Source organism: Ruegeria sp. CI8 (genome assembly GCF_056536865.1).
In genome coordinates, this window is the sequence record NZ_JBQFQL010000001.1 from 679,751 (window position 1) to 692,746 (window position 12,996).

Annotated in this window: 10 protein-coding genes; 7 read left to right on the forward strand and 3 right to left on the reverse strand. The window is 54.3% G+C overall.

Translation table 11 applies throughout. The features are described 5' to 3' along the window. The first annotated feature begins 57 nt into the window (after nucleotides 1–57). Genes ACR0DA_RS03340 through ACR0DA_RS03350 form a run of 3 tightly spaced genes read left to right on the forward strand, consistent with a single transcriptional unit; the run spans nucleotide 58 to nucleotide 4,926 of the window. On the forward strand, nucleotides 58–2,124 hold the full coding sequence (locus tag ACR0DA_RS03340; protein ID WP_480752951.1) for an oxidoreductase: 2,067 nt from the start codon (nucleotides 58–60) through the stop codon (nucleotides 2,122–2,124). Between the two features lie 8 nt (nucleotides 2,125–2,132). Further along, nucleotides 2,133–3,332, forward strand: coding sequence for an aromatic ring-hydroxylating oxygenase subunit alpha (locus ACR0DA_RS03345; RefSeq protein ID WP_480752953.1), 1,200 nt, complete (start codon nucleotides 2,133–2,135; stop codon nucleotides 3,330–3,332). A 25-nt stretch (nucleotides 3,333–3,357) separates the two neighbouring features. Next, complete coding sequence (locus tag ACR0DA_RS03350; RefSeq protein WP_480632848.1) at nucleotides 3,358–4,926, forward strand: trimethylamine methyltransferase family protein; 1,569 nt, start codon at nucleotides 3,358–3,360, stop codon at nucleotides 4,924–4,926. Between the two features lie 63 nt (nucleotides 4,927–4,989). Here the strand turns inward: ACR0DA_RS03350 and ACR0DA_RS03355 are convergent, their stop codons facing one another. Then, nucleotides 4,990–6,384 (reverse strand): aminotransferase, encoded by a 1,395-nt coding sequence (locus tag ACR0DA_RS03355; protein WP_170446014.1) that lies wholly within the window; start codon nucleotides 6,382–6,384, stop codon nucleotides 4,990–4,992. Between the two features lie 189 nt (nucleotides 6,385–6,573). Between ACR0DA_RS03355 and ACR0DA_RS03360 the strand changes: the two genes are divergently transcribed. Next, nucleotides 6,574–7,152, forward strand: a complete 579-nt coding sequence (locus ACR0DA_RS03360) for a TetR/AcrR family transcriptional regulator (protein WP_254428901.1) — start codon at nucleotides 6,574–6,576, stop codon at nucleotides 7,150–7,152. A gap of 643 nt (nucleotides 7,153–7,795) precedes the next feature. On the opposite strand, the gene ACR0DA_RS03365 is transcribed toward ACR0DA_RS03360, so the two are convergent. Then, a complete protein-coding gene (locus ACR0DA_RS03365; protein WP_170389536.1) occupies nucleotides 7,796–7,999 on the reverse strand; it encodes a hypothetical protein in 204 nt (67 codons plus the stop codon). A gap of 485 nt (nucleotides 8,000–8,484) precedes the next feature. Between ACR0DA_RS03365 and ACR0DA_RS03370 the strand changes: the two genes are divergently transcribed. Beyond that, complete coding sequence (locus ACR0DA_RS03370) at nucleotides 8,485–9,240, forward strand: N-acyl homoserine lactonase family protein (RefSeq protein WP_480752955.1); 756 nt, start codon at nucleotides 8,485–8,487, stop codon at nucleotides 9,238–9,240. 49 nt (nucleotides 9,241–9,289) lie between these two features. On the opposite strand, the gene ACR0DA_RS03375 is transcribed toward ACR0DA_RS03370, so the two are convergent. Next, the gene (locus ACR0DA_RS03375) at nucleotides 9,290–10,018 is read right to left on the reverse strand and encodes an SDR family NAD(P)-dependent oxidoreductase (RefSeq protein WP_480752956.1); all 729 of its coding nucleotides are present in this window, start codon (nucleotides 10,016–10,018) and stop codon (nucleotides 9,290–9,292) included. Between the two features lie 688 nt (nucleotides 10,019–10,706). Here ACR0DA_RS03375 and ACR0DA_RS03380 point away from each other — a divergent pair. After that, entirely contained in the window at nucleotides 10,707–10,979 is a 273-nt protein-coding gene (locus tag ACR0DA_RS03380) for an HNH endonuclease (RefSeq protein WP_367648038.1), read from the forward strand. Between the two features lie 418 nt (nucleotides 10,980–11,397). Next, nucleotides 11,398–12,972 (forward strand): ABC transporter substrate-binding protein, encoded by a 1,575-nt coding sequence (locus ACR0DA_RS03385; protein ID WP_170442185.1) that lies wholly within the window; start codon nucleotides 11,398–11,400, stop codon nucleotides 12,970–12,972. The last annotated feature ends 24 nt before the right edge of the window (nucleotides 12,973–12,996 follow it).

The following is a 12,996-nucleotide window of genomic DNA, read 5'->3' on the forward strand; positions in this document are numbered from 1 at the left end:
TAGTAACCCTTCCATTCCCACGAAACTATTTCCGATTTTCTTGGAGGAAGCGCGGCAATGTCAGGCGCTGACGGATATTCTGTACTCTTTGAACCGGTTCAAATTGGGCCAGTGACAGCCCGAAACCGGTTCTATCAAGTGCCCCACTGCAACGGCATGGGGCACTTGCGACCGCAGGCCGAGGCCGCCATGCGGGCAATGAAGGCCGAGGGTGGTTGGGCCGTCGTCTCCAACCAGGAGACGGAAATTCACCCGACTTCCGACCTGTCCCCGTTTGCCGAAAACCGACTTTGGGATGAGCGGGATATCCCGGCGCTGCGCCTGATGACCGAGGCGGTGCATGGAAAGGGGTCTTTGGCGGCTATTGAATTGGCGCATAACGGTCACCATGCGCAAAATCATCTGAGCCGGGCCCCTTTGCTGGCGCCTTCAGAACTTGCCTTGCAAACTGCTTATCCCAAGCAAGCCAGGGCGATGGATAAAGCGGACATTCGCGAATTTCGAAAGTGGCATCGCGCAGCGGCTCGCCGCTCGCGCGAAGCCGGGTTCGACATCGTGTATGTATATGCCGGGCATCACATGACCTTGCCTCATCATTTCCTGCTGCCACAGTTCAATGATCGAACGGATGAATATGGAGGTTCATTGGAGAACCGGGTGCGGCTAACCCGCGAGCTTCTTGAAGAAACCAAGGAAGAGGTTGGAGACGATTGCGCAATTGCCCTGCGATTTGCGGTTGACGAAATGCTCGGGGCAGACGGCATGCAAGCGCAGGAAGAAGGCCGTGCTGTAGTCGAGTTGCTGGCCGAGCTTCCAGACCTTTGGGATGTTAACGTGGCAGATTGGAGCAACGACTCTGCAACGACCCGGTTCGAGCCCCGCGACGGCTTTCAAACCTCATATATCGAATTCGTGAAACAGGTGACTTCCAAACCTGTTGTTGGCGTCGGGCGTCTTACCTCGCCGGATTTGATGGCGTCACTGGTCAGGAAAGGCATCCTTGATTTTATCGGCGCGGCGCGGCCATCCATCGCTGATCCGTTTCTGCCCAACAAAATCAAGGAAGGTCGCATCGAAGAAATCCGTGAGTGCATCGGATGCAATATCTGTGTTTCATCCGACTCTCTCGGTGTCCCCATACGCTGCACACAAAACCCGACCATGGGCGAAGAGTGGCGGCGGAGATGGCATCCAGAGTTCATTGAGCGTCGGGGGAAAGAGAAAACTGCGCTCGTTGTGGGCAGCGGACCAGCCGGACTTGAATGCGCCATGCAATTGGCGCGGCGGGGATACGAGGTAACTCTGGCGGAAGCCAAGCAAGAGCTTGGCGGCCGTGTCTTGCAGGAGTCTGGTCTGACCGGGCTATCCGCTTGGAAACGCGTCACCGATCACAGGATTTATGACCTTAGGCAAAGAGGGAACGTTCAACTGTTCACCGACAGCCTGTTGTCAGCAACCGAGGTTGTCGAGCTGGGTATTCCGAACGTCTTTGTTGCAACTGGCGCAAAATGGCGACGAGACGGGCGCGGGAAATCTGGATTTCATGGCGTATCAATAAGCGCCGGCGCTCAGGTATTTACGCCGGATGACATCATGTCAGGGACACTGCCGGGGAGCGGTCCGGTTTTGGTCTACGATGATGAACAGGCATATCTCGGTGGTGTGTTGGCGGATCATCTGGCTCGGGCTGGACATGAGGTCGTCTTTGTAACCCCGGCTTCAATGGTTTCGCCGTTTACTGAACTGACGCTGGAACAAACACGGGTACAACGCAGTCTTCTGGAGGGCGGCGTCCAACTGGTCCTGTCTCATACACTGGACAACGTGGCGCCGGGGCAGGCGACCGTGCGATGTGCGTACACGGGGCGAGAACAGACCAAAGACTGTGGTTCATTTGTGTTGGTGACGCAGCGCGCGCGCGAAACCAACCTCTACGATGAGCTGCGCAGCTTGGCCAACAACCCGCTGACTACGTTGGAATTGATCGGGGATGCTGCCAACCCCGGCTTGATCGCGGACGCAGTTTATTCGGGCCACATGGCTGCTCGGAATTTCGAACGCGAGGCGGGCGAAATTGACCGCGAATTTTTCCGTCGGGAACTCGTTTCCCTTGAACTTGTTTGAGGTGCGCCATGCCACAAGATGATTTGCAAGTTATGCGCGACTTGGTGGGCTCGCAACGTGAAGGATTCGTCTTGCCTCGTCACTTCTACACGTCTCAAGCCGTATACGAGAACGATATCAGTGCGTTCTGGAACCGAAACTGGATCTGGGTCGGCCATGTTAGCCAGGTCCCTGAGCCGGGTGATTATTTCCTGTTCGACTATGGACCCGAGTCCATCATTGTCGTTCGGGATCGTGAGGGCGAAGTGCGCGGGCATCTGAACGTATGCCGCCATCGTGGATCGCGGGTTTGCATCGAACGGAAAGGCAAAGCCCGCAACTTCATATGTCCGTATCACGCGTGGACTTTCGACTTGAACGGCAAACTGCGGAACGGTCGATCAATGGGATCGGGTTTTGATCCGGGCCAGTATGGGTTGTTCCCGGTTCAGGTGAAGATATACCAAGGTCTGATATTCGCCTGTGCAGCCGCGAATGCACCACCTCTGGATGCCGCGTTGGAGCGACTCGCCCCACTTTCAAAGCCGTTTGACTTTGAAAATCTGAAGGTCGCTCATGAAGCCTCGTATCCGGTTCCCGCGAACTGGAAACTGGCCTTGGAAAACTATCTGGAGTGCTATCACTGCGCCCCGTCTCATCAGGACTATTCGCGCAGTCACTCGTTGAAAGATCCTGCTCAAGTTCTTGAGTTCAGTGGCGCTCTTCACGAGCGGATGGACGAAGTCGGAGTTCCCTTGGAGGAATTGGACCTGACCGGAGAAAACGCGTTCGCGCCGGGTGCAGATGTCTATTGGCGGCGCTACCCGCTGTTTCCCGGGTATTTGACGGGCAGCAAGGATGGTACGCCTTTGGCTCCCGCTCTTGGAGAGCTAAAGGGTCACGACGGCGGTGCCACCGATCTGGGGATCGGGACTTTGAACTACTTCCTTGTTTATGCAGATCACATGGTTGGCTACCGGTTCGTTCCGCGCGCTCTGCAGGAAACGGATATTCAGATCGTCTGGTATGTGCGCGGCGATGCTCGAGAGGGTCGTGACTACGACAAGAATGCGTTGACATGGCTCTGGCATGTCACGTCGCTCGATGATGAGCGGATCATCCGTCACAATCAGGAAGGTGTGAACTCCCACCATTTCGTGCCGGGACCGCTGTCCGAGATGGAGTGGAGCATTCCTGGTTTCTATCGCAACTACTTCAGCATGATCTGACACGCTCAGAATTCGGAGAAACACCATGACAGAGTTAACGAAGCGCAGATCAAGACGGCGCGGGGGCGGGCGTGAGGCACGTGCTGCCGTGCGAACCAGCAATGTCGCTTCGCAGGCAATCTGGCCGGGGATTGCCGGAGGAAGATACAAGCCCCTTTCAGACGCTGACATTGCGCGCATTCATGAAGCCGCCCTGAGTATTCTGGAGCGTACGGGCGTCGGTGATCCAACACAGGAAGTTCTTGATCTCGTGCTGCCCAAAGGGGCGACGGTGAACGAGCACGGCAGGCTATGCTTTCCTCGGGCCTTGATGGAAGACCTGTTGGCCAAGACCGCAAGCGAATTCTATGTCCATGCACGCGGATCTCGGGCTGGAAAGGACGATATGCACTGCACCAAGGACAAGGTGTATTACGCAAATTCCGGTACGGCGGTGACAACGTTTGACGCGGAAACGCGCAGTTACCGACCATCAACGCTCAAGGATATCTACGATTTCACCCGACTTGTAGACCGGCTCGACAACATTCACATGACCGGTGATACGGTTCTGGCAACGGATGTCCCGCAGGACTACGAGCATGACATGAGCATGCTATACGCCATTCTGGCGGGAAGCGAGAAACCGTCCTGCCTGACATTCCGCACGCGCGAACACATAAAAGACGCCATTCATATGTTCGATTTGGCATCGGGCGGGGAGGGAAAGTTCCTTGAAAAGCCTTCGGTGATTTTTGGAGGCTGTCCCATCGTCTCACCGCTTCGGTTCGGGCGGGAAAACCTGGAAATCCTGATTGATACTGCAAAAATGGGCCTTGTCTGCGACCTTGCCGTTCCGCCACAAGCCGGAGCCACGTCACCAGCGCCATTGGCCGGCACGCTGGCGCAGGCGGTGGCCGAGACCCTTTCCTGCGTGGCCGTTGCCAACCTGATCAACCCAGGAACACCTGTCGTCTTTGCGGCTTGGCCGTTCATTACTGATCTGCGCACTGGATCGTTTACTGGCGGAAGTGGCGAGCAGGCTTTGATTTCAGCCGCTGCTATTCAGATGGGCAACTTCTACAACCTACCAACCAGCGTCGGATGTGGAATGACGGATTCCAAAATCCCCGATGCGCAATATGGGCTGGAAAAAGCGCTTACCTTCGCTTTGGCGGCCCATGCGGGAGCAAACCGGTTGTGCGAGTTTGGTGGAATGCTCGGCAGCCTGATGGGCTGTAGCTTTGAGTCAATGGTGATCGACAACGAGGCAGCGGGCATGATCTCTCGAACACTGCGCGGGATCGAGGTGAGTGACGATACGCTTTCGGTCGACGTCATCCATGAATGCGCAATAGATCCCGGTCATTTCCTTGGTAATGCGCAGACCTTGCAATACATGGAGACCGAGTATGTCTACCCAACCTTGATGGATCGGGAGCTTACCGACACTTGGGAGAAGGCAGGCCGTCAGGATATGTTCGAGCGGAGCAGGTCGGTTGTGAACGATATCCTATCCAATCACTACCCGAACTACTTTGGCAGCAAGGCTGATGAAGAGGTTCGATCCAAGTTTCCGATCAAGTTGCCGCCTGAAGAAATGCGGGCTGGGTGAGCGTAGCAGGTCGCGGTAGGGGCTCGCCACTTGCAAGGTTGCGAGGCCACCCCGAAGCCATTCCTAAGTTCTCAACGCATTCTGGCGCGTCAGGTCCTCGGTCGCCAGCCGGATGCCCTTTTCAAGGATGTCGAACATCTGGTTCAACTCGTCTTCCGAAATGATCAACGGCGGAGAAAACACACACATATTGATGATTGGCCGCAGGATCAGTCCGTTCTCCTGACAATGATGATCGATCAATGCGCCAACTGATTTATCAAGATCCAGCAAGTTATCGGCTTTGGCGTCCGCAACACACTCAACGCATCCAACCAGCCCCATACCGCGGGCATCACCGACGAGCGGCAATTCAGCTAGGGCCTGAAGGCGTTCTGCGAACAGCGGCGTGATCGCGCGGACATGCTCAAGAACGCCGTCACGCTCCATGATTTCGATCGTCTTCAAACCGGCCGCCGCGCTTACTGGGTGGCCCGAATAGGTGAAGCCATTAGAAAAGGTAGCGTCCTGGGCGTGTTCGCCGCTTATTTCTGCTATCAGCCGATCAGAAATGATGCAGGCCCCCATCGGCACATACCCTGAAGTCATTCCCTTAGCGCAGGTGATGATATCCGGCTGAATACCGAAGACGGCTTCGGACGCAAACCAATGCCCAAGCCGTCCGAACCCAGTCACAACCTCGTCCGAGATATACAGGACATCGTACTTTCGGCAGATTTCCAGACAGCGCAGATGATATCCCGGTGGAGGTACGATGACACCTCCAGAGCACAAGATCGGTTCAGCGATGAAAGCTGCGACCTTGTCTGCTCCGGTCTGCAGGATCATGTTTTCCAGATCCGCTATTTTTTCGTCCAGAAAGTCGTCGACTGTCTGCTCGGGGCGACGCGTATAAGGATTCACATTCGGCAGGAAGCGCGTCAGGTGACTTGCCTGGTCCAGCCAACCTTTGTCTCGCTCTTTTCCGGACACTGAGGCCGCCAGGTAGGTCGATCCGTGATAGGCTTTCTGCCGCGATATCACGATCTTCTTTTCAGGCTTGCCCAGAAGGTTGTTGCGAAACTGCACAAACCGAAGAGCGGAATCCACGGCGGTTGAGCCACCTGTCGTGAAGAACACATGGTTCAGGTCGCCCGGCGTCCTCTTGGCGATCTCATGCGCCAACCGGGCGGGGGCTGAGTTGGCATTGTTGAAGGGCGAAAAATACGCCATCTCTTTCGCCTGCTGGGCCATGGCATCGGCAATTTCAGTGTTTCCATAGCCCAATTGCATACACCACATGCCAGCAGGGCCGTCTATTAGGCGCTTTCCGTCCTCAGTGAAGACGTGAACGCCCAGGCCGCTTTCTGCAAAGGTGCGTGCGTTTTGGCCCAAACACGACATTCCCTCCCACGGGTGCAGGAAATGTTCGTTATCCCACTCGCGAATGGACCGAAAGTCAGAGTTGGAAAGGGTCATGCAGCGTCTCGATGAAATGGAAATCACAAAATGAACAAACATTTATTCAATGTCAATTCTTGAACTTTCGCTCTGCTAAATGCGAGAAGACAAAGGGCGACCACCCAGCGGAGGACAAACAAGATTACTCTCGAGCCTGATATCCCAACCAATGCCCGTGATCTGGGTAAGCTGCAGAACCGAAAGCAGTTGATCCAAGCGGCTGCAGAGGCCATCTACAAGTACGGAATTCGCGGCACGACCTCGGCGAGAATCCAAGAGTTGTCAGGACTGTCGCAAGGGATGGTAAACCTACACTTTGGCTCCAAAGAAAAGCTTCTGCTTGCGGTGGCTGAGGAATTGTCAGTCCGCTACGCGGAGCAGTGGAAGGTCATCGCAGCCAATCCCGAGTTGGACCCGGCAGACAAGTTAATCTCTTTCATTAAGGCAGACTTCGATCCCTTGGTCCTAAATGCACGGGACGTCGCAATTTGGTTTTCCTTCCGGGCCGAAGCGCTCTCGAACCCGAAGGTATTTCCTTTCATCGACTCGCGAGACAAAGGTTTCAGGGCGGCGATACTGGAGCTGTTGGAGCAAATAAAGGTTGAAGGCCAGTACGATGACGTAGACGCCAATCTTGCAACAGACGCATTGGTTGCTTTGCTGGAAGGGCTCTGGACCGACTACCACTTGCACTCAGAGATCTTCAAACCTTCGGAGGCTTTGAGGATCTGCCTGTTTGTACTGCAATCGATGTTTCCAAAACACTTTAGCAACCAAAAGATCTAAGGATGAAGGTGGCTTTTGAAAATAGGAACCTACCGAGGTCAATCCCTAATCCGTCCGTGTCTCGTGAATGAATCGCCGCAAGTCATTATTCATTGGTTGGGCCCATAAGACGCACATGAGCAATGCAAAACACCAAATAGCAGCGCGCCGATGATCAGCGAACTAGCCGAAGCTTCCAACCCGCGGCCGCGCGCGATCAGCAAGATTCCAATAACAAAGTCAGTAAAAATCCCGAGATGATAGTATGAGTTGCGCCGGCATCTTCAATCCCACCGGTTATGACCGTTTTCACAACAACGACATCAGCGTCGGCATATGTAGCAAGAAGTCTCATGGTTGGGGGCAGGACCGCCAAACTGGCACCAACCTCATTGGCTGCTCCTAACGGTGTCGGACGTTCGTCAGAACTGCCGCTATGACCGGGTCACGGACAAAGTTCTAGGATTCTTCAAACAGATCGGTCATCCGTAGGATTGCACTACACGGCCGTCGAGAGTGGGAAGGAGTACTTTTCTTCTCTTCCGAAAGTGTAGTGACTCAATTCAAGGCCTCCCTACATGCTGAGAAGGCCGTTACGGCTCACCGGTGTCCAGAAACCCTCCGGTGGAGCCTTTCTGTGTGTCTGACGGTATCGTTTCCAAGGCTACGTTGCTGGATGCTCGGGTGCGTCACCCAAAGCCAATAGTAAAAGGATGGCCAAAAGCGGTGATCCAACCAGACCGATCAGGAACCAAATCAAACCGGATCGGTTGCGCCGCCCCGCCATCGTGATCGGCAGGATATAAAGCCAGATCACGCCAACCAGCAAGGCTAGCATAAATATCAGTTGGATAACCGGTGCGTCCATCAATTTTCGCCTTTCATATCTTGACGCCATGTATAACACGGCTGATCCGGTTTGACAGACGGTGGCCCGAATGTGCTCTTGGGCAAATAAAGTAACTCCCGACATTGGTCCCGGGCGTCCTGGCACTCTCCCGGTGGCTTCCTTGGCGATTAAACGGTGTAGTCCCAATGGTTAGAGCGTTCCGGAGCGCACAGTGGCAAGGTCGGGAATGCGGACAAACTTTCTGTGCGTTGAGGGAACCCTCTAAGTCTAGCCAATATCGGCAGATTGGCCATATATCAGTAGTTTTCTACCAAGACGTTTTTCTGTTGGTCACTTGACTAAAGAAAAGACCGCTTTCCGATCTGAACTGCCAATCTCGCTCAAAGCTTCACCCGCAGCACTGCTGGGCTGGGAGATAGCTAGAATAGTGTGCGGCGTGACAACGGACTCCTTGACTTTCCCACTCTACTCAAAATCCTTGCAGTCAATGAGGGGGAGAGGTTGTGCAAGCTGAGGGATTTGTCAAAGGGCGGCCGATTGACCTGGCAGTATTGGACTACGGGCTGTTCAAGGTTCATTCCACGGGTCGCATCATTGGGATCTGCGGCTTTCTGATCCGGACGGATCTGGGAGAAGCCATACTCATCGACACCGGGTTTCCCGAAAAATATGCGACCGATACCGAAGCCGCGGTAAAAGAAGATCTTTTGTATGAGTTTGGCGAAGTCCTGAAATGTGAACCGGAAAACCTGCCGCGCGCGCAACTGGCAAAGCTCGGTCTCATTCCATCAGACATTACGTTGCAGATTTGTACCCACACTCATATCGACCATATCGGGGCATTGGGCGACTTTCCTGGCATTCCGATACTAATATCTTCCGTCGAGCGGGCTCTGCCTCGTCCATTGTATTGGGGCGATGTGCAGCCTTTGGAGTGGCCCGATCGAGATTACCTCTTGGTTGATGGCGACGGAGAGGTTGGACCAGGTATCCTGGTATTGGCGGCACCTGGTCATGCACCAGGCCAGATCGCCCTGATGGTCGATCTTCCCTCGGGTCCGGTTTTGCTCACCAGTGACGCGATATCCCGACCGTCAGAAATCGATGAGAAATTTGCAGGGTCATGGGATGAAGATGCTGCGATTGCCAGCGCAGACAGGTTGATGCGCCTAGCATCCGAGCGAAACGCCTTTGTGATCTATGGGCATTGTCCAAATCAATGGCCAGTTCTGAAGAAAGCACCAGAGGTCTACCGTTGACCCCAACCGGTGGTCCACCTTTCCCGAAATCGATTGATCTTCCTGAAAACTACCTGACGTCCCGCCCTTGATTCAGAATGATTACATTTCCGCTGGAAACGTCACCGGCCGGTGAAATGAGAAAACTGACCCAAGAGGCGACTTGCTCGGGCTGCATCGCATGACCATGCGGCATGGCGCCAACGGCTTTCTCCAAGACTTCCTCAGACAAGACATTGAACAAGGGCGTCTCGGTCATGGCTGGCGCCAGCGAGTTCACACAGATTTTTTCCTTTGCGTATCGACGGGCTAGGTCTTTCGTAAGGGAATCCATCGCCGCCTTTGATGCCCGGTAGTGCGGAGGGTCAAATACATCGAAATTGTAAGCTCCGTTTGATGAGATATTCACAATCTTTTTGACGCCCTCGCGTTCCAACATCAATCGGACAGCCTGCTGGCAACAATGGAACGCAGAGTTGAAATTGATTGCCATCTGCCTTTCCAGTTCCTCGGGCGGTATATGCGGGAAGTCGGACATGAAGCAGGTGCCAGCGTTGTTTACCAAAGCATCGAGGCCGCCATAAGCTGACTTTATGCCATCAAACGTCTGCGCGATTGCAACTGGATCCGTCAAGTCAACGCAGAATTGTGTGAAATTTGAACCTAACTCTGCCGCCAGTTCATCCAAGCCCTCCTCGTTGAGGTCCAGTCCAAGGACGTGGAACTCACATGTCCGCAATTGGCGGCAGATAGCCTGTCCCATCCCTCCCGCGGCACCAGTCACAACGGCTGTTTTCATAGTAACTCCTCGAACCCTGGCGAAACAGTGGATATCTTGAACTACAGAAGGAAACCCGCAACGCAGGTTTCTGCAAGTATGGATAGTCAATCTCTAAAAAAAATTCGGTGAGCGTCTGGTTTGGGCTCGGAGTTAGACCTTGCGATGTCATTCCACCGCGCTTTGGCGCCGGATGTGCTTTTCGACGTTGCAACTGAAGCAAACGGCAGCATGGTCCGCAAAGCAGACGTTCAAGCAAGTTGCAGCGAATGACCGGTTTGAGCCCCATTCTGACCAATGCTGCAGGTGGAACGAACGACTAGAATACCGACCTCGCGGACATTCCGGAAAGTCAGTCGATTGCCCGCAATGGTTTCTTTGATTGCCTTTGCGAACACCAAGCCAAACCAACTCCTGGTTGACAGCCGTCGAGATAGTGTTCAATCTGCAGAAGCGGAATGCCACTCGGATAGGGGGCTTGCCAATTTGGCCTTGTCCGTGGGGAGGAACTAGGGTGCTGATCCAATTAAGGCAGTGCCCGTGAAGCGCAAATCCGTCTTCACACCCGGTTCTCGATTTGTGTCGAAACCAGTGGTGTTAAATGCCAAAAACAATTGCAAAGTTGAGAAACAAGAAATACGTGAAGCAAGGCGGTCGTTGCTTCTATTGTAACCAACCGATGTGGTCCGGATCGTCGAAGCGCTTCCAAATGACCTATTCGATTTCCGAATCTCATGCGCGCTGGTTTCAATGCACGGCAGAGCACTTGTTGGCAGCGTCTGAAGGTGGGCCTCTGTCGCCAGACAACATCGTTGCCGCCTGCAAGTTCTGCAACTGGACGCGCCATAAGTCGAAGCGGCCACTATCACCTGCAGTCTACAAGAGACAGGTGCTTCGCCGATTGGAGTTGGGAAAATGGAACCGGTTACTTTTCTCGGCCACAACGCTCGGAAACACTGAAAGCAGACGTTGCAAAAAGTAGCCTTAACGTCGGCAATGTGCGCATTGCGAATGAGCGAAAGCACCTCGGGATGATTGGAAATCTGGCGGCGGGTCTAAAACAGCGTGGCGATCGCTTCTGAAAGCGGACAACCATCCAGTGTGTGAGCAACGCAGTTCCCGTCAGCGCTATCTGGATTTACTTGTCGGAGCATGAAGCTTGATTATTGCGGTTTGTGTTCGTCTCGTCTGAGTAATAGACACTTGATGCGGTGTTCTTTGGGAGAGTGGCTGCCCTCTCAAAGTCCCCTGTCGCTTGTGTTTAGCAAATCAATACCAGGTTGAACGATTGACATGCATTCGCAGTTGGTATGCTATCCGCAACCATAACGTTAACAGAAATTTACGACACAGCATCGTGAATTCAATGCGGTCAAACGACTGCAATATGGGAGAAAATAATGAAAAATCCAATACTCGTACTGACGCTTTTGATGACGACGACGTCTTTGGCCAGTGCCGAAACTCTGCGTTGGGCGCGCTCGGGGGATGCGCTGACGCTTGACCCGCATTCGCAGAACGAAGGGCCGACGCATACCGTGCGCCACCAGATGTATGAACCTCTGATCATTCGCGATACGAGCGGTGCATTTGAGCCTGCGCTTGCGACTGATTGGGCCCCCAGCGAGAGCGATCCGAATGTCTGGGTGTTCAACCTGCGTCAGGGCGTGAAATTCCACGACGGCGCCGATTTCACTGCAGAAGACGTGGTGTTCAGCATCAACCGTGCGAAGCAGCCGAACTCGGACATGAAAGAACTGATCAATTCGATTGTCGAGGTGCGCGCTGTCGACGACCACACGATCGAGATCGAGACGGACGGTCCGAACCCCATTCTGCCTGCGAACCTCACCGACCTGTTCATCATGGACAAGGGCTGGACCGAGGCGAATAACGCGGTCAACGTTCAGGACTTTGAAGGCGGTGAGATCACCTTTGCGACCGTCAATGTGAATGGAACCGGCCCCTACAAACTGGTCAGCCGCGAACCGGACGTCAAAACGGTGATGGAGCGGAACGAAGATTATTGGGGGCGTGATCAGTTCCCGATGGCGATCAGCGAAATCATCTATACCCCGATCCAGAATGACGCGACCCGCGTTGCGGCGATGCTGTCGGGCGAGGTGAACTTCCTTCAGGATATGCCGGTGCAGGACCTGGACCGGGTGAATGCCGTCGACGGTTTAGTCGTCAAACAAGCGCCGCAAAACCGGGTGATCTTCTTTGGCATGAACCAGGGCTCGGATGACATCGAGGCGGATAACGTCGATGGCAAGAACCCACTTGCCGACGTCCGCGTTCGTCGGGCCATGTCCAAAGCGATCAATCGAGATGCCATCCAACAGGTGGTCATGCGCGGTCAGTCGCAACCTGCCGGGATGATCGCCCCGCCGTTCGTGAACGGCTGGACTGCCGAGATGGACAGTGAAAGCAGCACGGATGTTGAAGGTGCAAAGGCGCTTTTGGCCGAAGCGGGTTATCCGGACGGTTTCTCGATCCGGCTGGATTGTCCCAACGACCGGTACATCAACGACGAAGGTATCTGTCAGGCCGCTGTCGGGATGCTGGGTCAGATTGGCATCACTGTGAATCTGGATGCCAAACCGAAAGCGCAGCATTTCCCGCTGATCACGGACGGAAAGACCGATTTCTACATGCTGGGTTGGGGCGTTCCGACGTATGACTCGGAATACATCTTCAACTTCCTGGTCCATGGCCGTGAAAGCGACATCGGGACGTGGAACGGCACCGGGTATGACAATGATGAGTTGGATGCCAAGATCGAGTCGCTGGCCTCGAACACGGATCTCGTCGCGCGAGATCAGGCTATCGCCGAGATCTGGCGGGTGGTGCAGGATGAACAGCTGTATATTCCGATCCACCATCAAGTGTTGAACTGGGGTATGGCTGAAAACCTGGACATCAACGTTGATCCCGAAGATCAGCCTATGGTCAAGCATTTTGGCCTGAAGTAAGAAACGTGGCCGGGCCTCGGGATG